The 23422-nt window shown below is 40.9% G+C and carries 17 protein-coding genes and 1 CRISPR repeat array; of the genes, 10 read left to right on the forward strand and 7 right to left on the reverse strand.

Annotated elements, in window-relative coordinates:
* Positions 1–404: 404 nt before the first annotated feature.
* Positions 405–2990 carry a GAF domain-containing protein gene (locus tag FNW02_RS01040; RefSeq protein ID WP_191755742.1) on the reverse strand — a complete coding sequence of 862 codons (2586 nt, stop codon included), beginning with the start codon at positions 2988–2990 and terminating at the stop codon, positions 405–407.
* Between the two features lie 516 nt (positions 2991–3506).
* Positions 3507–3716, reverse strand: coding sequence for a hypothetical protein (locus FNW02_RS01045; RefSeq protein ID WP_191755743.1), 210 nt, complete (start codon positions 3714–3716; stop codon positions 3507–3509).
* Between the two features lie 109 nt (positions 3717–3825).
* On the opposite strand from FNW02_RS01045, the gene FNW02_RS01050 reads away from it, so the two are divergent.
* From FNW02_RS01050 to FNW02_RS01060, 3 genes are all read left to right on the forward strand, one after another.
* Complete coding sequence (locus FNW02_RS01050; RefSeq protein WP_191755744.1) at positions 3826–4041, forward strand: hypothetical protein; 216 nt, start codon at positions 3826–3828, stop codon at positions 4039–4041.
* Positions 4042–4262: 221 nt separating this feature from the next.
* Entirely contained in the window at positions 4263–7088 is a 2826-nt protein-coding gene (locus FNW02_RS01055; protein WP_191755745.1) for a beta strand repeat-containing protein, read from the forward strand.
* Positions 7089–7493: 405 nt separating this feature from the next.
* Positions 7494–9065 carry a S8 family peptidase gene (locus FNW02_RS01060; RefSeq protein ID WP_191755746.1) on the forward strand — a complete coding sequence of 524 codons (1572 nt, stop codon included), beginning with the start codon at positions 7494–7496 and terminating at the stop codon, positions 9063–9065.
* 113 nt (positions 9066–9178) lie between these two features.
* Here FNW02_RS01060 and FNW02_RS01065 read toward each other — a convergent pair whose 3' ends face one another.
* The 3 genes from FNW02_RS01065 to xth all read right to left on the reverse strand — a co-directional run bounded on the left by FNW02_RS01065 (position 9179) and on the right by xth (position 13017).
* Positions 9179–10675 carry an HlyD family efflux transporter periplasmic adaptor subunit gene (locus FNW02_RS01065; RefSeq protein ID WP_191755747.1) on the reverse strand — a complete coding sequence of 499 codons (1497 nt, stop codon included), beginning with the start codon at positions 10673–10675 and terminating at the stop codon, positions 9179–9181.
* 177 nt (positions 10676–10852) lie between these two features.
* Positions 10853–11728, reverse strand: a complete 876-nt coding sequence (locus FNW02_RS01070) for an SDR family oxidoreductase (protein ID WP_191755748.1) — start codon at positions 11726–11728, stop codon at positions 10853–10855.
* 506 nt (positions 11729–12234) lie between these two features.
* On the reverse strand, positions 12235–13017 hold the full coding sequence (gene xth, locus FNW02_RS01075) for an exodeoxyribonuclease III (RefSeq protein WP_191755749.1): 783 nt from the start codon (positions 13015–13017) through the stop codon (positions 12235–12237).
* 443 nt (positions 13018–13460) lie between these two features.
* On the opposite strand from xth, the gene FNW02_RS01080 reads away from it, so the two are divergent.
* The 7 genes from FNW02_RS01080 to FNW02_RS01110 all read left to right on the forward strand — a co-directional run bounded on the left by FNW02_RS01080 (position 13461) and on the right by FNW02_RS01110 (position 17854).
* Positions 13461–14531 (forward strand): glycosyltransferase family 4 protein, encoded by a 1071-nt coding sequence (locus FNW02_RS01080; RefSeq protein WP_191755750.1) that lies wholly within the window; start codon positions 13461–13463, stop codon positions 14529–14531.
* A 52-nt stretch (positions 14532–14583) separates the two neighbouring features.
* A complete protein-coding gene (locus FNW02_RS01085) occupies positions 14584–14778 on the forward strand; it encodes a hypothetical protein (protein WP_191755751.1) in 195 nt (64 codons plus the stop codon).
* A gap of 131 nt (positions 14779–14909) precedes the next feature.
* Positions 14910–15932: a zinc-dependent alcohol dehydrogenase gene (locus tag FNW02_RS01090; RefSeq protein WP_191755752.1), complete on the forward strand. Its 1023-nt coding sequence runs from the start codon at positions 14910–14912 to the stop codon at positions 15930–15932.
* A 34-nt stretch (positions 15933–15966) separates the two neighbouring features.
* On the forward strand, positions 15967–16239 hold the full coding sequence (locus tag FNW02_RS01095; protein WP_191755753.1) for a DUF3303 domain-containing protein: 273 nt from the start codon (positions 15967–15969) through the stop codon (positions 16237–16239).
* Positions 16240–16462: 223 nt separating this feature from the next.
* Positions 16463–16723, forward strand: a complete 261-nt coding sequence (locus FNW02_RS01100; RefSeq protein WP_191755754.1) for a hypothetical protein — start codon at positions 16463–16465, stop codon at positions 16721–16723.
* Positions 16713–17159: an HNH endonuclease gene (locus tag FNW02_RS01105; protein WP_191755755.1), complete on the forward strand. Its 447-nt coding sequence runs from the start codon at positions 16713–16715 to the stop codon at positions 17157–17159. Before FNW02_RS01100 ends, FNW02_RS01105 begins: the two co-directional genes overlap by 11 nt.
* Positions 17160–17242: 83 nt before the next feature.
* The gene (locus FNW02_RS01110) at positions 17243–17854 is read left to right on the forward strand and encodes a hypothetical protein (RefSeq protein ID WP_191756030.1); all 612 of its coding nucleotides are present in this window, start codon (positions 17243–17245) and stop codon (positions 17852–17854) included.
* 60 nt (positions 17855–17914) lie between these two features.
* On the opposite strand, the gene FNW02_RS01115 is transcribed toward FNW02_RS01110, so the two are convergent.
* Together FNW02_RS01115 and FNW02_RS01120 are read right to left on the reverse strand one after the other, a co-directional pair.
* Complete coding sequence (locus tag FNW02_RS01115; RefSeq protein WP_191755756.1) at positions 17915–18283, reverse strand: Dethiobiotin synthetase; 369 nt, start codon at positions 18281–18283, stop codon at positions 17915–17917.
* Positions 18284–18436: 153 nt separating this feature from the next.
* Complete coding sequence (locus tag FNW02_RS01120) at positions 18437–18637, reverse strand: hypothetical protein (protein ID WP_191755757.1); 201 nt, start codon at positions 18635–18637, stop codon at positions 18437–18439.
* A gap of 223 nt (positions 18638–18860) precedes the next feature.
* A CRISPR array of direct repeats spans positions 18861–23333; the repeat unit is 37 nt; unit sequence GTTTCAATCCCTAATAGGGATTTTGATTGATTGGAAC.
* The last annotated feature ends 89 nt before the right edge of the window (positions 23334–23422 follow it).

Raw genomic sequence — 23422 nt, forward strand, 5'->3', positions numbered from 1 at the left:
CAGTTAATTTTAAGCTATATTCCAAGATAGCTGTACTTTCCATTTTGGGTTATAAAATCCAAATTTAGTGAATGTGAAACAATGTTTTTTATAGCTATAAAAAAAATCGCCTCTTGTGAATTTAATTAGAGGCGAGGAAATATTCATTAACAATTATTAGATGAAAAAAATGACTTAAAGTGCATCTTGAATTTCATCTAATAATGCACCACCAGCACTAATTCCAACGATAATGCCAGCAGACCCGGCAATAAAAAATCCTGCCACACCTCCTACAATGCTGCCAATGATTCTTCCAAATAACTAAATAAAAATGCGATCGCAATTGGCCATCTCAAGTTCGGACATAGTGCGATCGCATTATAAATTCAGCATGATAAATTAATTAATCACAGCTACAAAGCTTATTTCTCATGAAACGTCCAAACGCCTTCATCCCAATCTGCATCTGATGGGGGTGATTGCAACCAATGCTGGCAACGTCGCAGATGTAACATAGCAGCTTTGTCATTCTTATCAGCGGACAAAACTTTAACAAACTCGGCTTTAGCAAAAGTAAACTGGCGATTGAGATAATACTCGCGTCCTCTATGATAATGCTCAATTACTTGCAATTTTTCGCTACTAATTGGGTCAGAACGCAAACTAACTAATTCGTATATGGCTACTGGCTCATTTCTACCTTTAACGCGAATGTAATCTAGTTCTCTCGCCCAAATATCATTTTGGCAAGGTTGATAAGTGTTATTGCTAATAATAATGTCGCAACCATACTGTTTACTAACACTTTCTAATCGGGAGCCAAGATTAACACCATCACCAATGGCGGTAAATTCCATCCGTTTACTAGAGCCAATATTACCGCTGATCACGGTATCAGAATTGATGCCTATGCCGATGTTAATTCTTGGCTTATTAGCTATATAACGACGTTGATTAAAATCTTGTAGGCGATGGCGCATTTCTAGAGATGTTTGTACTGCCATCCAAGCGTGTTCTTCTAATGGTAAAGGAGAACCAAACACAGCCATGATCGCATCGCCGATGTATTTATCAAGAGTACCTTTATGTTTAAAAACTGCCTCTACCATTGATTCAAAATATTCATTGAGCATACTCACCACTTCTTCTGCTTCCAAGTTTTCCGTCAAAGTAGTGTAGCCACGAATATCAGAAAATAAAATTGAAACTTCTTTGCGATCGCCTCCTAATTTAGCATCATCCAATTTCAGCAATTCTTCCGCTAATTCCTGGGTCATATAGCGGTACATTGTACTCTTGAGGCGCTTTTCATCACTGATATCTTCCATGACAACTAGCGCCCCACGAACTTGCTGTTGATCGCTAGCATCAGCAATTGTGTTAATTGATAAATTAATACTGTGCTGTTCTGTACCAGTGGTCAGGAGTGTGCGATCAGGGTAATACTGCTGACGACTTTTGAATTCAGTTCCATGTAAAGCGTCCTGACACCACTTGCTAAAGTCGCTTTCTTTGATGCCAATTACATCATTAACTAATTTACCTTCTAAACGGTCTTCTAATTCTACCCCTAGCAAACGCTTGGCACTTTCATTTGCAGCGATAATTAACCCGGTTTTATCAGTGGAAACCACTCCATTGGAAAGACTACGCAGAATGTCCCGCTGCATTTGTTCTTGTTGTTTGACTGTGGCAAACAATTGAGCATTTTGTAATGCCACACCTGCTTGAATATTAAAAGCTTCCATGAATTCTTCATCATTGCGGTCAAAGCTAGCTTGGAAGCATTCGGGAGCCTTGGGCCAATACGCTGGATTATAAAGCGGCAAATCCCCTGATTTCTTTTTATTTACTAGCTGGGTAACACCAATCAATTCTTGATCGGCGTTAAACACTGGCATACACAGTAAACTACAGGTGCGATAGCCATTTTGTTGGTCAATTTGCTTTGCTGTTTCAGAATCAGGATGGTCATATAAATCAAAAGGAATATTTAGCTTTTTGCCAGAAGCAGCTACTATGCCAGCAAAGCCTTTACCTACAGGTATTCGCAATTCCTTTGTTGAGCCATCGTCTTGGGTGATTTTCGTCCATAATTCATGACGATCGCGATCTATTAACCATAAAGTACTGCGATCGGCGTTCATCAGTTCCTTCGCTTCATCCATCACCCGCTTTAGAGTATCTTCTAAGTCGAGACTGCTTTGAGAGAGCGATTTAATTGCTTTCATCAGCGCCGCCACCGCTCTTTGTTTTTGGGTTGCTACATAAAAAGAGCGCGACGACTCTAAAATTAGTCGAATTGAAGGAGCAAATTCTTGAAATAATTCTTCGTCAGTACTTGTAAAACCTTTAGTATCAATGCGCTCTGCAAGTGGAGCATGGGGATTATTAGAAGAGTTTAATTTATTTAGTAATTGCACCACTGCAACTAATTGCCCATGTTCATTCAACAGTGGCAAAGCCAGCATGGTGTAAGTGCGATAGCCAGTTCTTTTTTCTTGTTCCTGGGCAAAACGCGATCGCGGATCGTTATAAAAATCAAAAGGGATATTGATAACTTGCTTGAAAGTAGCGACTTCACCACCAATGCCTTTATCTGCTGGGATGCGAATTTCTAAAGAGCGATCGCCCTCCGCTTCCGCTACTATTGACCAAAGTTCTTTTTTTTCTTCATCTAATAAAAATATTGTCGTGCGGTCTGCCCCCAATAATTCCCCAGTTTTTAAGGTAATTGAATGCAACATTTCTTGCAGAATTGTTTCAAACCCCTGAGAATCAAGCATTGACAGGGTTTGATGAACAATCTGTAATTTTTGCTCGACATCCCTAACAACCTGTTTAAAAGTATCCTGAGTCAGAGGAGCAAGAAACGTAGAAATAGTTCCTTGCCTTGTGGCAAGAGCACCTACAGGAGCAGAATTTGGTTGTAAGTCATGGTTTTCTTGGTTACGAACACCAATAATCAAATCGGCGGTTTCCCCTGAACTACCTTGATACACTGACATAACTACCATTTGATATAACAGGATTAGATTTTAGGATGTTTAACAATGCAATTTAATTTATGTAAGTAGTGCTAAAAGCAACAATTGCTAGACATTATCCACAGTTTAGTCGCTTGTTCAGCTAGCGTCATCCTAGAGAGGAAGTGGGAGCAACAATTCAAAATTACTTGCACAGCCACCACAGTCCTCATCCCCCAGTTTTAAAAGCGGGATGGTTTGCCATTTACATTCAGTGACCTGAATTTTCTCAACCTCCTGCGTGAAAGCTGGCTATGGAAGTAAAACCCAGTAGAGATTTCGCTATTATCGATTACTTGGGAAGCTTAACAGCCTACTAAATGGCAGATACGGTGTAGATAACTTGCCAAATCTGAACGAACATCCAATCTGAAAATGCATTAGTTCTAACTAATCTGCGATCGCAGGACTTGCAGATGTTATCAGCCCACTTAGCTATTATTTACTTGACTAGCAATACTTGTGCAGGTAATGTATACATAGTTCCCAAATATACGGCTAAACTAACAGTTTCCTATTCAAAATAGTCAGGTCGCCAGGGCGAAAAACGTAATATTTTTCTAGGTAAGCCAGACAAATCAATCCCAGTAATGTATGGGCAGGTAAGGTACTTAGCTCAGAATCATATAAAGTTGTGTAAAAAATTTTTGGTTGTTGCATAAAACCTAGATAATAGCCGTAGATATCAAAGGAGACACTAAATTCCATCAGGAAAGTCTCCAGGTTACTAAACTACTTTTTGGTTATCGTTCATCCTCAGCAACCCATTTCAAAAGATTTATTCAATTGCTGTTTCTTGAAAGAGGTACATTTACATATGACTAACAAATCAGGGCTACTGGATAATTTAGTGAAGAGTGGGGCGATCGTTGCCACCCAATCGGGTGACAAAAAACCCACAAGACCAGGCTTTCCTCTTATAGGAACTCCACCACGTCGATTATTATCAGATGAGGAACAGCCATCCTCCCCCCCACAATCAACCCCCAATGAGCCGGAAGAGGCATCTGAACAGCCTAAAAAACTTCCTTAATCTGCCGCAAGAGCTATCTCATACCTTCCACTCACCCTAAAGCCATCCCAAAAAACATTGTTGTATTCTTCTGAAGGAAGAATCGTTAAAGGGTGTGAGAAAAAGAAAAATAACCCCCTCTCTGCTTGTGGCGAGGGGGTTTAGATATGAGGCATTTTCATAAGTAGTAAACATAGTTTTGAACGCCACTTGCGAGTTTTTGATCAGAGGCACATTCTCAAATGACTCAAAACGGTAAAGGTTGCTCTCGGCAATTAGATTTAGCAAGTTCTTTAGCGACTACTGCGGTATTGGCCTTTGGCATTGTCTTTTATTTTGCAAGTTCTGCCTTTGCCCAGAGTGTGATCACTAGTGATAACAGCTTAGGAAATGAAAGCTCTCAAGTTATCAACAACTACCTTGGTAATCCTACTGAAGCGCTGACAGGTGGGGCAACTCGTGGCAGTAATCTGTTCCACAGTTTTCGAGAATTCAATGTTAGAGAAGGTAGATCAGCCCTTTTCTTGAATCCGAGTAATATTCAGAACATTCTAGTTAGGATAACGGGTAGTAACATCTCTGAGATTCTAGGCAGGCTTGAGACTTCTTTTGGTTCTAATACTAATTTATTTTTGATTAATCCTAACGGGATTGTCTTTGGCTCAAATGCCACACTCAATGTGGGTGGCTCATTTGTGGCGAGTACAGCTAGCGGTATTAAGTTTGCTGATGATACTGTTTTTAGTGCAACTGCTGTCCAAAAAACACCCCTACTGACAGTGAGTGTACCGATTGGACTGCAATTTGGAAGGACTGCGGGAGAGATTAATCAGCAGGGGACACTAGCGGTATCAGCAGGTAAAACTTTGGCTTTGGTGGGCGGTAATGTTACCCTAGATGGCGGTAATGTTAATTTAGAGCGTAACAGTCTATTTGCTCCAGATGGTCAGATTGCATTGGGAGGCGTACTGGGAGCAGGAATAGTAGGACTGAACTTAGATAGCAAGAACCAGCAGACTTTAAACTTCCCTAATGAAGCAGCACTAGCAAATGTATTGCTGAGAAATCAAGCTCGCTTAGATGTTAGTGGCGAGGGCGGTGGTTATATCCAGATCCAAGGTAGAAGCATCACGCTCAGCGATACTTCGCAAGTATTCGCACAAACAAAAGGAAGTCAAAACGGTAGAGAAATCTATATTGAAGCAGAGCAGTTAACTCTTCAAGATGGATCGCAAGTAACAACTTCTGCTCTTGAGAGCGCGACGGGTTCTGGGGGAAGTTTAAATGTGAAAGTAACTGATTCTGTGCAAGTGATCGGAACAGTACCAAGTGGTAAGACCAATGCTGGTAATCCAAGTGGTTTATTTACTCGAACTTTTGGCGAAGGCGCGGCAGGCAACTTGACCATTGAAACGAAAAAGTTAATCGTTCAGGATGGGGGAAACGTATCAGCAAGTGCTCGTAAGGGTAGCGGTTCTGGGGGAACATTGAAAGTAAACGCCTTGGAGATTATAAAACTGAACGGAACTTCAGTAATTACTGGCAAACCTAGCGGCTTGTTTACTCAAACTGAAGATATTGGAGATGGGGGTTCCTTGTCAATTGATACGAGCCAGTTAATTGTTCAGGATGGAGCAGCGGTATCATCTAGTACGTTTAGTCAGGGCAAGGGTGGGGATATTACAGTACGCGCCTCTGACTTTGTAGAATTAAGCGGGACTAGTGGCTTGTTTGCTCAGACTGAAAATATTGGAGATGGGGGTTCTTTGTCAATTGATACAAGCCAGTTAATTGTTCAGGATGGAGCAGTGGTATCATCTAGTACGCTTCTTCAGGGCAAGGGTGGGTATATTACAGTACGCGCTTCTGACTTTGTAAAACTTAACGGAACAGATTCCGATGGATACCCTAGTGGCTTGTTTACTCAGACTCAAGGTGTCGGAAATGCAGGTTCTTTAACAATTAAGACAAGGCAATTGAGTGTGCGAGATGGAGCAGTGGTATCAGCGGGTACGAGTGGCCAAGGCAAAGGAGGAACTCTTAGCGTACACGCTTCTAACTTTGTGGAACTGAGCGGAACATCACTTGATGGTTTTCCCAGTGGTTTGTTTGCGCGGAGTCGAGGTAGCGGTGATGCAGGTTCTTTATCGATTATTACAGGGCAGTTGATTGTGCGAGATCAAGCTCTGGTAACTGTAGGTGCTTTAGAGTCAGGAAATGCAGGTAATCTGGATATTACAGCTCGTGAAATCCGTTTAGATAGAGAAGGAAAATTACTGGCTGAAACCACATCAGGGAATGGTGGCAATATTACACTGAAATTACAAGACTTGTTACTGTTACGCAATAATAGTCAAATCTCTACTACGGCAGGTACTGAGGCTGCTGGTGGTGGGAATGGCGGCAATATTACTATAGATACCCCCAATGGCTTCATCGTTGCTGTTCCTGATGAAAATAGCGACATCAGTGCTAATGCTTTTACGGGTTCTGGTGGCAAGGTCGAAATCACAGCTTATGGTGTCTTCGGTATAGAACCGCGTAGTCGAAAAGACTTGGCGAGACGCCTGCAAACCAACGAGCCAACAAAACTAGACCCACAAAATTTACAAACTAACGATATCACGGCAATTTCCCAGACTAATCCGACTTTAAACGGTGTAGTAAATATCAATACCCCCGATATTGATCCTAATGAGAGATTAATCAAATTACCAACCCAGCCAGTTGAGCCAAAAGTAGCCCAAGTTTGTAAAGCAGGTACAGGTCGCAATCAAAACACTTTTACCATTACTGGACGCGGTGGCGTGCCTTCCAGTCCTACGGAACCCCTCAGCGCTGATGCTGTTTTAGCAGATTGGATTACTCTTGATATTAGCGAAATTTCATCTAATACAACTGTTACGCAAAATCCCACTAAGCCCAACCCAGAAACTATCGTCGAGGCTACAGGGTGGGAAATAAATGCTAAGGGAGAGGTAGTTCTCATTGCTAATGTGTCTAATATTGAACCTCATAATTCCTGGCAAAAGTCAACTGATTGTAGTGAGCTTCAAGCATCGTCTTAAACTGGGGTATGAGGTAGTAGTTTTAGCACGCTCCTGAAGTAACAGTAACAATATTGATAAAATCTTTTCCCTTGTGGAATAAAAAACCATGCCTACTTTCTTGCATGGTTTTTGGCATAGGGAATGGGACATTGGCAATACTTCTCTATGCCTTATGCGGTGGTACGGCTTTCCAATAACGCCCACAAGTAAACGAGGTTTTTCGCCGCTTTCTATAAATCAACTCTTAATAAGAATCACACTTTTCATAGTGTTTTTTTGTAATAAAATTAGCATTTTATTCTCATTTTTCATAGTAATTATTGGCAATAGAAGATTTTTCATGAATTAAAACCTTTTTTTGGCAAAGGTTTTAACAGATTAATTTTTCAAAAGAAGATTGCTATCTTTGAGGAGAAAATACTTATGCCCATTGATGATATTAGTAAAAATTTGTTGTCGAATCAAGGGCTAAATTTTACTCCTATTTCTTCAGTAGATAGCTTCAATAGTAAGGAGGACTACGGTTTCAGTCTCAGCGGTCGTAGTAGCTTCAACTCAGCTATCAGTAATCTAGAAGTAGATGATACTAATGTAGAGTTGCTCAATAGTAGTGGTTCAGAAAATGTTACTGACATTACTACTACTGCTTTTAGTACTAGGAATTATAACTCTACCTATGGCTATGGCTTAATTAATGGAGCAGCAGCAGTGGCTCAAGCTGCTGGTAAAAATACTTTCGCTGATGTTCCTGATCTTGGTGGTAATAATTGGGGAGCAGATCTTGTGAAAGCTCCAGAAGTTTGGGCACAAGGATACACAGGTCAAGGTGTTGTTGTCGCTGTTGTAGATACTGGGGTTGACTATAACCATGAGGATCTAAAAAATAACATCTGGACGAATACTAAGGAAATCGCTGGAAATAGTATAGATGATGATGGCAATGGCTACATTGATGATGTTTACGGCTGGAACTTTGCCAACAACAATAACAACATCCAAGACAACAATGGTCATGGTACTCATATTTCCGGCACGATCGCAGGAGAGAATAATAACTATGGTGTCACTGGCATTGCTTATGATGCCAAGATTATGCCAGTCAAAGTTTTGAATGAATCTGGCTCTGGTTCCTCTACTTCTGTAGCCAATGGCATCTACTATGCTGTAGACAATGGAGCTGATGTCATTAACCTCAGCCTAGGAAGCAATTCTTCTAACCGGACTCTCAAGTCAGCCATTGAATATGCTAGCAGCAAAGGAGTGATTGTTGTTATGGCAGCAGGTAATGATGGCGAAGCATTACCTGACTATCCTGCTCGTTATGCAAACAAGTCGGGTATTGCAGTCGGCGCAGTAGATAGGAACAACAAAATAGCTGATTTCTCTAATCGATCTGGCAGCAATGAAATTACTTATGTTACAGCTCCAGGCGTTGGTATTTACTCCTCAGTGCCAGGAAATCAGTATGGCAGATATAGCGGTACATCTATGGCAACTCCCCATGTTGCTGGTGTAGTTGCGCTGATGCTCAGTGCTAACCCCAATCTGACTGATGCTCAAGTACGTCAAATCGTCACAGAGACGGCAGGAAATAGTACACAAGCTTCAACTCCTAGCTTTAATAGTTTCAATGTTAATTCTTTGGTAAGTCAGACAATTACACAGACGGAAAATTATCTGACACCAGCTTCAACTCCTAGCTTTAATAGTTTCAATGTTAATTCTTTGGTAAGTCAGACAATTACACAGACGGAAAATTATCTGATACCAGCCAATAATTTTAATACCATTTATCAACTTGAAAACAATGACATGTCGGTTAATCCAGAATCATGGTTGCAATTACAATACTCGGACAGAATTCTAAGCAACAATACCAACATTCCAGGTGATAATAGTGATAATAACAATGGCAATAATCCTGATTTTGGTAACTTATTACAAATAATCCAACGACGAATAGAGGCGTATAGAAAATTGTTGGGAATGAGTTAATCTGGGGACTGGGCAATTTTAAGAGAGGGAAAAGGTTAAAGAGCAAAAGGATGCTTTTTCCCTTTCCCATTTATCCCTTACCCTTTCCCCAATGCTCAGTCCCCAGTTCAAACTTATCGCACTGAAAATGCTTCATTAAACCGTCGCGTTACAGGCTCGGTGATGAATGTCAAAATCGACTTTTTACGTGTGACAATTTCACCTGTTGCTGCCATCCCTGGTGTAAATTCTACATTTTTACCTTGCACATTAACTGAATGTTTGTTGAGTTTAATTCTTGTGGGAAAAACTAAGCCTAATTCTTTATCAACAATTGAATTCGGACTAACTTGCACAACTTCGCCTGCAATAGTACCAAATTCCTGGAAGGGGAAAGTTGCCATTTTTACTTTTGCCTTCATTCCCTGACGTATAAACCCAATATCACGGTTAAGGACTTTCACCTCTAACAGCATTTCTTCACCTTCGGGTAAAATTGACAGCAATTCTTCACCCGATTGTACTGGGCCTTTAGTCGCTTTGACTCTGTAAATCGTACCGTCAAAGGGAGCCTCGATTGTTTCTAAAGCTTGTTGCTTTCTCGCCTGCTCTAGTTCACCTTGAACGGTGGTCAATTCTTCTTTGCGCTTGTTCATTAGTGTCAAAATTTCACTTTGGCGTTCTGATGCTACGCGCTGGGCTTGATTGCGTGCGGTTTGATAGGCTTGTTCAGCTTGGCGAATTTCTTGGATTTGGGCAGCAATATCTTTTTCTAGAGATGTAACTTTGTCTTGAGCCTCTGTGATTCGATTTTGGGCGTTGACTACTTCATCTTGTGCTTTGGTAATATCTGTTTTCGCACGAACTAATCTTTCTTGTGCTTCTAGGTAATCGACTCTAGGGACAGCGCCAGGAGAAATGAGGGTGCGTAAATTTTCTTCTCTTGATTGAGCGATCGCCAAGACACTTTCAATTTTGATTCGGATACTTTCAACGTTAGCAAGATTTGTCTTGGCGTTGGCCACACTGCTTTTGGCGTTGACTAAGTTGTCTTGCAATCGAGTCAAGCGGACTTTCGCCTGATCGATGAGTGCTAGTTGGCGATTTGCTTCTGCTTCCGCCCCTGCTTGACGCGCTTGGTAGTCTTGCAGGCGAGAGTTTAAAAGTTCATCTTGCAGTTTTGTACCAGCAATTTTGCCTCCAGTGCGTTCTGCATCTAAACGTTGCAAGTCGTCTTGAATCAATTTAGTAGATTGAGCGAGGCGGGTTACATCGGTTTTTTGCAAGTCTGGATCTTTTTGAACTAAGATTTGACCTTTGGTAACGCGATCGCCTTCTTGCACTCTGACAGCAACAATTGATCCCCCACCCAAGGATGTCACAGGTCTTACCTGTGTGGAAGCAATTAATTCCCCTGGTGCTGTCGCTACTTCATCGACTTTCGAGAAATGCGCCCAAGCGATCGCCCCAAAAACTATGACGCTAATTGTCCCCGCCAATAATCTAGTATATAAGGGTGGTAATTCCTGTACAGCCTTCCCCAATTCAAAAGTTAGTTGTTCTTCTGGTTTGGCGAAGCGCTCTTTTGTTTGACGTGCTTGAGCAGCATTTGTAGCTATGGGAGATCTCATAGAATTTTAGATTTTAGATTTTGGATTTTGGATTTTAAATTATCGAATATTGAGGATTGGGTATTGGCTATTAGCTATTAGGTATTAGGTATTAATTATTTATTCACCTTGTCCCCAGTCCCCAGTCCCCAGTCCCCAGTCCCCAGTCCCCAGTCCCCAGTCCCCAGTCCCTAGCCCCTAAACTGCTAGATAACGACGCAAAAAACTTTCTAAAGTCTCCAATTGAAAGTTGAAAATCGCCTCTAAATTGGCGATTTCTTCTTTTGTACAGAAAAACTCATTTGCTAGCAATGTCCGATAGGTTCCCAAAGCTGTTTGTCCTTGAGGATTAAATAAACCCAATGCACTGCGTAACCCATCAATTACAAATAGTGGCGAGTTAATTACTACTGGTTCTTTGTTGAAGATCCGACCAAAAATTTGGGGAATATCCTCTCGTAATAAAATCTCCGGGCCTCCGACGGGGAAAATCTGGTTACGAGCACCTTCAACTGTTACAGAGTCTACTACTATCCTTGCTAAATCATCGGTACTGACAATTGAAGTTCGGTTTTTGCGATCGCCAATGAGCAAATACAACTCAGTTTCGCGAAACCGTTCTGCTAATGGCAGTAAATTTGATGCTAATCCAGCTGGGCGTAAAATAGTGTAATTTAAGCCACTACCTTCCAAGTATTGCTCTACCGCTCGTTTGGCTTTGAACGTCGGAGCATCTTCATATCCCCGGTCGGCTCCCAATACAGAAATAAAAACAAAGTGCTCTACTCCATTAACTTTTGCTTGGTCAATGAGTTCAATATTGGCGCGGTAGTCCAAAGATAAAGCATCACCATCAGAACCGTGAGCGCTGATCATATAGCGGATGCCTTGACTAGCTTTTTGGATATCTTTTTCCAGGCGTAAATCACCGATGAAGATTTCTGCACCCCGATGTTCTAACTCGCTGTAGCGCGAGGTGAGGCGGACAAATGACCGCACGGATTGCTCCCGTTGACGTAGGAGTCGCACAACTCTGCGACCAATTCCTCCCGTTGCTCCAGTTACCAAAAACATATAAATACCTAAATTCAATACTTTCAGCTTTTATAGTTCTCGAAATGCTCGGTCTATGCTCAAAACCCATTTATCAATTCTTGAACATGAAGATGAGCATATTTTTATACTTAATAATCATGCTCAAGATATCCTCACGCCAACGTCGGCGAATTAGGTCACACTTTATCCATCTTAATACTCCAAAAACTATCCCCCACATCTTTGTAGATGCAGGGGATAGTGTAATCAGGTTATGAAATCCATGCCGATAATAGGGTTTCGTCCTCTTGAGAGGACTTCTGCTATCAGCCATAGGTTTTCAACCTGTGGCGGAAGATGGTTCAAATGCGAAATTTTAAACTTACGCATTTGATAATTACAGAATCTTCGCATTTCCTGCATGTCCGCTTCAGAATTAATTTTGCGGTTCATAGCAAAACTCAGCTAAAGCTGACTGAAATTGTTGTTTTCACAATTTCCAATCCCATCGAACCAATTCGCAATTGTGAATTGTTCGGTCATATCTAAAATTCAACAATTACCGGCACATGGTCACTGGGTTGGGTTAATTTTCTGGGTGCTACATCAATGATGCAACTTTTTGCCCGTTCGTAAAGCACAGGTGTAAGATAGTGGTGATCAATCCGCCAACCTAAGTTGCGACGAAAGGCAGCGGCGCGATAGTCCCACCAGCTGTAGTGTCCACCTTCTGTGGTGAATTTGCGAAAGGCATCGGCAAATCCCAGGGTAAGAATATCCCGTAAAGCTTGGCGCTCTAGTTCGGATGCCATAATGTGATTGTTTGTACTAACTTGCTCGTGAATATCTTTGGCTTCCAAGGCTATGTTGAAGTCGCCGCACACACAAATAGCAGGTTGTGATAGCAGGAGCAACTGCAAATACTCTCGCAGCACTTTCAACCAGCGCAGTTTGTATTCGTATTTCTCAGTTCCCACGGCTGCGCCATTGGGAACATATAAATTCACAATCCGAATCTTATCAATTACACCTGTAATCACCCGTTTTTGCTCATCCCATTCGGGCTGAAGTTTTGGCAGAAACGCTGTGAACCCATTACTTACATCTACGAGCGGTTGGCGGCTAATTAGGGCTACGCCGTTATAAGATTTTTGTCCTGATAAGTAAAGATGATAACCCAATTGCTCAAAAGGCGATCGCGGAAATTCGGCATCTACAACCTTGATTTCTTGCAAGCAGAGGACATCAACGGGATTTTTACTTAACCAATCGATCACCTGTTCTAGGCGAATACGAATCGAGTTGACGTTCCAAGTAGCGATTTTCATTAGTTAGTTAACAGTATTGAGTCAAGTTGAAATTAAGAATTATGTAAATTATGCACGTTTATTTAACATTAATAATTCCTTTCTTCATTTTGCTATTTCGCCAAAAGGAGGCTTTATTAAATTGATCCCATCTAATAATTTAGTATTTTCAGCTACAAAATATGCAATTTTGTAGGTTTTGCTACAAAATTTTCCAGAAAGTTATGATCCCCAAGATAGATGAAGTTAGTAAGCGATCAGCTGTAATTTAGAAGTGTAGTTGAGTACTGCTCACAAGTCTAAATTTGTCGGTGGCGAATTTGCGGTACGGTTAACCAATATTGTGCTTTTAGCAGTCAATTAGGTTAATTTAAATGTCGGAAGAGTAAGTACAAATGCTCTGCCTCATAAAATGTAATTCATTACTATTGAGGACAACTTCACCGACTGAATCAAAACAACTTATGAAAATCGCTCAAGTTGCCCCCTTATGGGAAAGAGTTCCACCTCCTAGTTATGGAGGAATTGAATTGGTAGTGAGTCGCTTAACAGATGAACTAGTTCGTCGTGGTCATGAAGTAACTTTATTTGCCTCTGGCGATTCTCACACATTGGCTCATTTAGAAACAGTTTGTCCGCGTGCATTGCGCTTAGACCCCAGTGTCAAAGAGCATGACGTGTACGAAATGCTAGAACTAAGTCAAGTTTACCAACACGCTGCGGAATTCGATATTATCCATTCTCATGTAGGGATTTCGGCACTACCTTTAGCGAGTTTAGTAACAACAACCCCGACCGTGCATACCCTGCATGGTAATTTTACTAAGGATAACCGTAACGCTTTTAGCTACTATCAAAAACAACCATACGTCAGCATTAGTAACGCGCAGCGCCAACTTAATCTCAACTATGTTGCCACGGTTCATAACGGGATCGAACTCGAAGATTACAAGTTTGTAGCCGCAGCGCAAGAACCACCGTATTTAGCATTTTTGGGACGCTTTTCACCAGAAAAGGGCCCACAACATGCGATCGCTATTGCTAAGCAGACTGGTTGGCGCTTGAAGATGGCAGGAAAAGTTGATGTAGTAGACTCTAAGTTTTTTGAACAAGAGATTGCCCCCCATATTGATGGTCAGCAAATTGAATATTTAGGCGAAATCAACCACGCCGAAAAAACTGAACTTCTGGGCAATGCTGCAATAACTCTTTTCCCAATTACTTGGCAAGAACCTTTTGGTTTAGTTATGACTGAATCAATGGCAACTGGCACACCAGTGATTGCCATGAATTTAGGTTCTGTGTCAGAAGTGATTGCTCACGGTAAAACAGGTTTTGTCTGCCAAAGCTATGAAGAAATGGCGGCAATGATTCCACTAGCTTTGAAATTAAATCGCCAGACCTGTCGAGAATACGTAGAAAGCAATTTTAGCGTTAGCCAAATGGTTAACGGTTATGAAGCTGTTTACAGACAAATTATCAAAGACCGCATAAAATCGAATGGCCGCATTCACGCAGCTAAAATCCAGTTTTAATCAACAACTTTTTTATCCATCTAAAACAACTTTTTTAAGGAGGACATTTGGTATGAGTATGAGAGCCAACACCTGCCCATGTTGCGGTGGTTCCCTCCTGCGTCATGTTCGTCATGGTGAGCTGTATTGGTTTTGTCAATCGTGCCGACAAGAAGTACCGCTGTTAACTGTAACTCGTTTACCTAATCCTACTAATGTGGAAACCCGAAACACGGGAGTACTTCCCCAACCTGCTGTCAGTTCATAGAATTTCAAATTTGTAGGATAAATGACAGGCTAATTTAGCTACTTTTGAAAATTCAAGACTGATTTAGTTTTAACCTATCAATTAGCTCCAACTGGTAAAATCAGGTATAGCTAATTGGTGGGTTAAAAACTTTGTTAGCAGCGCTGCTTTATGGGCAAGAAGATTTACGTCTAGAAGAAGTTGTTGACCCTACTCCGGCGACTGGCGAAGTGGTAATTCAAGTAGGAGTAGCAACAACCTGTGGCACAGATTTGAAAGTCTGGCGTCGTGGTGGTCATGCGAAGATGCTAAAACTGCCGACGCTATTTGGTCATGAAGCTGCTGGAAAAATTGTAGCAGTAGGCGCTGGTGTCACGAGTTGGCAAGTAGGCGATCGCGTTGTTGCTAATAATTCTGCTCCTTGCATGGAGTGCTTTTTTTGTCAACATCAAGAGTATTCGTTGTGTCCGAATTTGACATGGAATAATGGGACTTTTGCCGAATATTTGAAAATTCCTGCACCGATAGTGCAGCATAATTTGTTAAAGGTTCCCGATGAATTGCCTTGGGAATTAGCAGCTATGACTGAACCTTTAGCTTGTGTGTTGCATGGGGTAGCGCGTTCTAACATCAAAGCCAAAGATAGAGTAGTTGTCTTGGGAGATGGGGCGATCGGGCTGATGTTTGTAGCGGCGTTGAGTGGGAAAGCTGAAGTTTTACTGTGGGGAGGTAATGACCACAGGTTAGAAATTGGTAAGAAGTTAGGTGCAGCCCAGACCTTTAATTATCATCAAATCTCGGATATTCCTAGTGTAGTAAAAGACCTCACACAAGGATGGGGTGCAGATGTGGTGATTGAAGCAACTGGAGTACCAAGTGTTTGGGAAACTGCGATCGCCTGCGCCCGTCCCGGTGCAACTGTGAATTTATTCGGTGGATGTCCACGAGATACCACGATTACCGTCAACACAGAGCAGCTACACTACAGTGAACTGACGCTAAAAGGGGTATTTCACAACACACCAGAGTATGTGCGGGAGGCGCTTGCACTTATAGCTAGTTGCAAAATACCCTTTGAATTACTCATCAGTGAACAACGCCCATTAAAGGATTTAGAACAGGTGTTTTGTGAAATGAAGGCGCGTAAGGTAATCAAGGTAGCGATGATTCCTTAAATCGTATTAGTTACAGTGTGAGGAAGAAGACAAGATGTTATTTGTGGTGGTCGAGCGATTTAAGAATGGCAAGGCTAAAGAGATATACCGCCGATTTCAAGAGAAAGGGCGCATGATGCCTGAAGGTTTGAAGTATTTAGATAGCTGGGTTGAAGTCAATTTTGATCGTTGCTTTCAACTGATGGAATGTGACGATCTACGTTTATTTCAGGAGTGGATATTCCACTGGCAGGATCTTGTTGAATTCGAGATAATTCCTGTCGTTTCGTCGAAAGATACAGCAGAGGTAGTTACTAAGATGCTTTAGCACCAGACAGATACATAAATTAGCCCAGCCTCCGACTAGGAATGCCTATTAAGAGGGCTGCTGCCTCCCTGATTAAGCTAATGAGCATTTAAGTTGTATAAAAGCAGGGCTGGAGCCGCTTACTACAAGCGAATCATTCTGGAAAAATGAATGACGATGCTAGAGCAACCTGTTGCTACTACAATGACTAGATATAGCACCACAGACTTTAGGCTAAAGCACTATGACTCCTCAAGTCATTACCCCAGTATTAATGATTGAACCCTCGTCATGGCTACGCTCTGGCATCACCATCGAGAAAGTTGATAATGTTAACCTTGCTAAGTTCACAGATGAGTTACATGCTCGTCTAGAGGAATTGCTTGAGAAAAGAAAAGCTGGATTGCTGACTCCTGAAGAAGAAGCCGAATATGCTGGAATTGCTGAACTGGAGCGTATCCTGACTTTTGTTAACGCTAAACTGATTGCTAGTCGTGGGTGTTAAAGATAGCACTCGGCAGTTTGTGCGTGAAAGAGCTAAATATCTGTGCGAATATTGCCACTCTCCAGAACGTTCCAGTTCAGATCGCTTCACAATCGATCATCTTATTCCCCAATCATTAGGTGGCTCAGATGAAGATGACAACTTAGCTCTAGCTTGTCGTCGCTGTAATGAGCGTCGTTATAACTTCACAACTGGCGTTGATGCTCAAACTCAGCAAGAAGTCGCGCTATTCAATCCTCGTCAGCAAGCGTGGGTAGATCACTTCATTTGGACAGGTGATGGACTAAAGATCATTGGCAAAAGTCCTACAGGTAGAGCAACTTGTCATCGACTAGATATTAATGATGAATTTCACAACCAAGGATTTATCCAAGAATCTAGGCAGTTATGGATACAAGGAGGCTGGCATCCACCTGTAGACGATCCTCGTCTTTGACGCTTGAAATAATCTTGCTGAAAAACGGGAAAACTATGGTTACTCTCTAACGGGGAATTTCCATGAAAGTCCTGAACAGAAAAATGCTCAGAAAATCTCTGCTTAACTTTTTGATTTTGCCTTTTTCTTTAGTGCCCTGGCTGTGGGTAGGAACGCTTGTAGATTCCAAAGCTAATGCTTTACCAGGTCAAAGTACAGAAGAAGTAAGTACCTGGATTAAAGCACATCCTACACTTCGCCCCGGTGTTGGTGAACGATTATTTGTCCAAAAAAGTGACACAGCAGCCCAACGATTCACTTTTCTAGCATCGGTATTGCCTCCCGGTAAAGTGGCATTTACCCAAGACCGTGGCAGAATTCGCACTGAGCGCATAACTATGTATGATGCCATTAACGGCATGTCAGTTGCGCGTCTCCAAGAATCCTTACGGGTAATTTATAGTTTGGATGTTTATCAAGACTACGATCGCGCTCAAGTCGTGTACCAATATCCCAACCAGAGTACAATTAACTCGGCGCGTCATGCCAAAACTCCCATCAGAGAAGCTTTACAGGGAGAATTGCGAGTAGGCGATCGCTACGTCTACTGGGTGGAAGTTGCCCAACCCAAAGCAGGAAAAGCTTTCACTGGTCAGATGACGATTTTACTCAAAACTGATTTAGACAAGTTGGAAGCAGAACTGCGAACTCGTTAACAGGACAAAAGATGAAGGATGAAAGCTGATAAAAGTTTGAAATTTCATCTTTCATACTTCCTACAGCCTCCCCAACCCCACAGTAGCAAGGGTTTGCCACGTACCAGAAAAGATACTTTCAGATGCTAAGGAAATTCTTAGCAAGTCTTCCTTTAACAGTGGCGGCCATTCAATCCCCGCTTTGCGACCTGCGGCAAATAGCTGTTGAGCCTTAATACCCAACTGATAAAGAGCCAAAGCCAGTTCTCGGTCTAGACTGGGGGCATCTTTGAGGGCTTCAAATACCACTTTTAATGCCAACAAAATCGAGGTGATCTGACCGGGTACTGGGGGTTTTCCCTGCTTCATACGCGTTAACAGGGCATCTGGGTTTTCCTCAGTTGCGATTGTTTGGTCGATGAGGATTTTGCGAGCTGTTTCGTAGTTCATTACTCAAGCGTAACCCAGATTATGGCACATAGGGATGCCGTTGACTGTTACTATTATGTCCGACATGGATTCTGGTAAAAACGCTACATCATCATAGCTCTTATTTTCAAGGCGATCGCTCCTATTCAGATTGCTAAAAAGTTTCTCAACCACCTATGCAAGTAAACTTACCTTTTTCCCATGTTCAGGCAAAGGAGCGATTAATAAAATCTCTCCTGGCCGATATTTAATGCGAGGCACAGTGCGATCGCCAAACTGCAAAAGCAGCTTTTGGTAATCTTGCCAGTTTCCCAAGAGTTTCAAGACAGCGCCAGGAGGCAAATCAATTCTTTCTGGTGTAATTAGGGTATCCATCTATTTTCGCCGCTATCTTACACTCTTGCATCCATAAAACTGATTTTAGCGCCAAAGATTGTTTCAATACCTAATAGATATCTTTAGAAATTAAATATATGTTATCTAGAACCCTTGTAGAGACGTAGCAGTGCTACGTCTCTACATTCATTTTTGGAGATGTTTAATAGGGATTTTGATTAATTGGAACTCTCGCTCTAATTTGAGAGATTAGCCCAGTAGTGTTTCAATCCCTAATAGGGATTTTGATTAATTGGAACCTGGTTGTTTGAGCGCTTCTAGAGCGGCTACCAGTTTCAATCCCTAATAGGGATTTTGATTAATTGGAACGATGGCACTAGCACACTTAAACCACTAATTAATCCCGTTTCAATCCCTAATAGGGATTTTGATTAATTGGAACTCAAGTTAAAAAATGCAGCCGATGTAAAGAGATTAGTTTCAATCCCTAATAGGGATTTTGATTAATTGGAACTTAGTACCAACAATCATGGTCATCAATACTGATTTCAAAGTTTCAATCCCTAATAGGGATTTTGATTAATTGGAACTTTTAAGTTTTTCAATGATGCAGTTGAGCAATATAGTTTCAATCCCTAATAGGGATTTTGATTAATTGGAACTTTGCAACGTTCATTCGCCCCTCCAATCAGCAGCCCAGTTTCAATCCCTAATAGGGATTTTGATTAATTGGAACATTATTAGGAAGATTTGCGGAATTACCTGCTATTTTTGGTTTCAATCCCTAATAGGGATTTTGATTAATTGGAACATTAAAGCATCGAGCAACGGTATTTCATCAGAGGTTTCAATCCCTAATAGGGATTTTGATTAATTGGAACTTAAACCTGTTCTCAATTTTAGCAAAAAATACTACTAGTTTCAATCCCTAATAGGGATTTTGATTGATTGGAACGCTATGTGAGTAGTAATGTAATTTGATATTTGATTAGTCAGTTTCAATCCCTAATAGGGATTTTGATTGATTGGAACTGGATCTGATTGCATTCCCATGATCAAAGATACGGGAGTTTCAATCCCTAATAGGGATTTTGATTGATTGGAACTGCAACAGATGACATTTTTTAAAGAGATAGGTTACGAGTTTCAATCCCTAATAGGGATTTTGATTGATTGGAACTCTTTTCGCATTTCTCGATTGATTAAGTCAAAATCACCGCCGTTTCAATCCCTAATAGGGATTTTGATTGATTGGAACCCACTATCTACCACAGTTGTTACGCTGCTGTTTCGTTTCAATCCCTAATAGGGATTTTGATTGATTGGAACGAATATGATTAATCTTATTTATACAGATAAAGCTGTTTCAATCCCTAATAGGGATTTTGATTGATTGGAACGGCTGATCCGTCTAACCTGGAATTGTTGGATATCGTTTCAATCCCTAATAGGGATTTTGATTGATTGGAACCAATGATTCGGTGGGCATCTCTGTGTTTGCCGCCAAAAGTTTCAATCCCTAATAGGGATTTTGATTGATTGGAACTTATATACATTTCTTCAGGATAATAAAAGCGCTATTCAAGTTTCAATCCCTAATAGGGATTTTGATTGATTGGAACTTTACGCCTACGCGCTTTCTATGTCATACAACGAAATGTCTGTTTCAATCCCTAATAGGGATTTTGATTGATTGGAACTTTAAACATCTTGCAATATTAACCGTGGCAGTTTTATCAGGTTTCAATCCCTAATAGGGATTTTGATTGATTGGAACGGTTCCCAGTATTTAACATCATTTTTACCATTTTGGTTTCAATCCCTAATAGAGATTTTGATTGATTGGAACATTATTCTAGAATCTTCTAGAATAATATTACCACGAGTTTCAATCCCTAATAGGGATTTTGATTGATTGGAACTCCATATATAACTATTTAGTTCTCTGCGAATCGCTGTTTCAATCCCTAATAGGGATTTTGATTGATTGGAACCTTTTAAAGTAACTCCTATATATTTTGTGTTCTTTAGTTTCAATCCCTAATAGGGATTTTGATTGATTGGAACTTTAGTCTCGAAGTAGGTAAAAAGCGTACCGTTAGCGTTTCAATCCCTAATAGGGATTTTGATTGATTGGAACTGTACCAGTTTTATGTAGATCAGGAACAATCACTGAGGTTTCAATCCCTAATAGGGATTTTGATTGATTGGAACATTTTATCCCAAGCAGTTGATAGTCTCATTGAGTCTGTTTCAATCCCTAATAGGGATTTTGATTGATTGGAACAATCATTAATTTTGCTGACTGGGACTCGAATGTTTCAATCCCTAATAGGGATTTTGATTGATTGGAACCCTAAATATGGATACACCAGCGTCAGTTGGTGGGTTTCAATCCCTAATAGGGATTTTGATTGATTGGAACTTTACTAAAGTGACCAGTATGCAACAACTCTACACGTTTCAATCCCTAATAGGGATTTTGATTGATTGGAACTCTGTGTAAGAAACACCTTCAATAACCATTAGAGCCCGTTTCAATCCCTAATAGGGATTTTGATTGATTGGAACATGGCTGGCAACAGTTCCCCAGCACTGTGAACCAAGAGTTTCAATCCCTAATAGGGATTTTGATTGATTGGAACCTGCCTGCACAAGCTTTTACTTGTCCCACTCCTGGTTTCAATCCCTAATAGGGATTTTGATTGATTGGAACGATATCCACATGATTTGCGCTTTTCAATTTATCGGTTTCAATCCCTAATAGGGATTTTGATTGATTGGAACCTCGATCCATTTAAAGATGGGGCTAATGATATGGATGTTTCAATCCCTAATAGGGATTTTGATTGATTGGAACTGGCTCTGGCAAGTCTCTCTATCAACTTGAGATTGGTTTCAATCCCTAATAGGGATTTTGATTGATTGGAACCTTCTGGTGTTCAATCTCTCCGTAATTCTGCTAGAGTTTCAATCCCTAATAGGGATTTTGATTGATTGGAACTCGGAGTAGGTCAGCCCGGTCTTGGGCATCTGTCCGTTTCAATCCCTAATAGGGATTTTGATTGATTGGAACTCTAGCTCTGTTCGCGCTTGTAGTTCGGCGTATACGTTTCAATCCCTAATAGGGATTTTGATTGATTGGAACTTTGGTCAGTTTGGCTCTGGCAAGTCTCTCTATCGTTTCAATCCCTAATAGGGATTTTGATTGATTGGAACATGAATGTGGCATATCTCTCAATGCCCGTGATTGGGGTAGTTTCAATCCCTAATAGGGATTTTGATTGATTGGAACTTAAAACAGCCTGAACGTTTAGAGCATTGAAAATTGTTTCAATCCCTAATAGGGATTTTGATTGATTGGAACGCGGTACTCCAAGTGGAGAAAATCCAGTAAATCTGTTTCAATCCCTAATAGGGATTTTGATTGATTGGAACCTAACTGTGCTGATGGAGTCCGTAAGCAGAAGTAGTTTCAATCCCTAATAGGGATTTTGATTGATTGGAACCCATGTCAGCGAACTGCTCTAGGTTACGGACGTGTTTCAATCCCTAATAGGGATTTTGATTGATTGGAACGTGCTGCGAAAAAGCCAACTGCTGCAAAGGCTATGTTTCAATCCCTAATAGGGATTTTGATTGATTGGAACTACGTGCCAGCGGTGCTGTAGTTTATAGTCGTGTTGTTTCAATCCCTAATAGGGATTTTGATTGATTGGAACCCTAAGCAGCAAGAATTGTTAGAGTGGGCTGCTAGTGTTTCAATCCCTAATAGGGATTTTGATTGATTGGAACTTTGTATCAGCCAGAGAAAGGATATTTGCCAGACGTTTCAATCCCTAATAGGGATTTTGATTGATTGGAACAATTTAGGTTGATTAGCGCATTTTGAGAGCTAATGTTTCAATCCCTAATAGGGATTTTGATTGATTGGAACAAAGCAGGTTGGAAGTAGTGGGATAAACTTTAAAGTTTCAATCCCTAATAGGGATTTTGATTGATTGGAACTGAAAGTGCATCTATAGCGCTAGAAAAATGTAAAGTTTCAATCCCTAATAGGGATTTTGATTGATTGGAACTAGTCACGTTACGTAGTTGTACCACTGCGTTCGTAGTTTCAATCCCTAATAGGGATTTTGATTGATTGGAACTTGGAATGATTTTTCATTTGGGCAACTTTTTCTAAAAGTTTTGTTTCAATCCCTAATAGGGATTTTGATTGATTGGAACAACTCCGATTCTTCTGATAGTAATTCTTGGGCTATGTTTCAATCCCTAATAGGGATTTTGATTGATTGGAACCTTTTCAGTTGCTTTAACTCTTTTGCTCGACTAGAGCGTTTCAATCCCTAATAGGGATTTTGATTGATTGGAACGATTCTTGCTAATACAGGTCAAACTGCTGTTCAAGTTTCAATCCCTAATAGGGATTTTGATTGATTGGAACAATGCAATACGCTGAATAAGAGGAGAAAGCTTAGCCCGTTTCAATCCCTAATAGGGATTTTGATTGATTGGAACTCTAGGCGAAGCAAGAACACAAAATACAGCATAGTTGTTTCAATCCCTAATAGGGATTTTGATTGATTGGAACAAAACAGAGCCAGAAGGCGAAAAAGTAATGGTAGGTTTCAATCCCTAATAGGGATTTTGATTGATTGGAACCATTCTCAATGCTGCTAAGGGATACTTATTTAAGTTTCAATCCCTAATAGGGATTTTGATTGATTGGAACGGCGGGAGCCTCAAAGCCAAGCTATATTTAGTTTTCAAGGTGCGGTTGCGTTATTCAAGAGCAATCATAGCATTAGGAAAGTTGCTTGG

Source organism: Komarekiella delphini-convector SJRDD-AB1, from assembly GCF_014831675.1.
Lineage (GTDB): Bacteria > Cyanobacteriota > Cyanobacteriia > Cyanobacteriales > Nostocaceae > Komarekiella.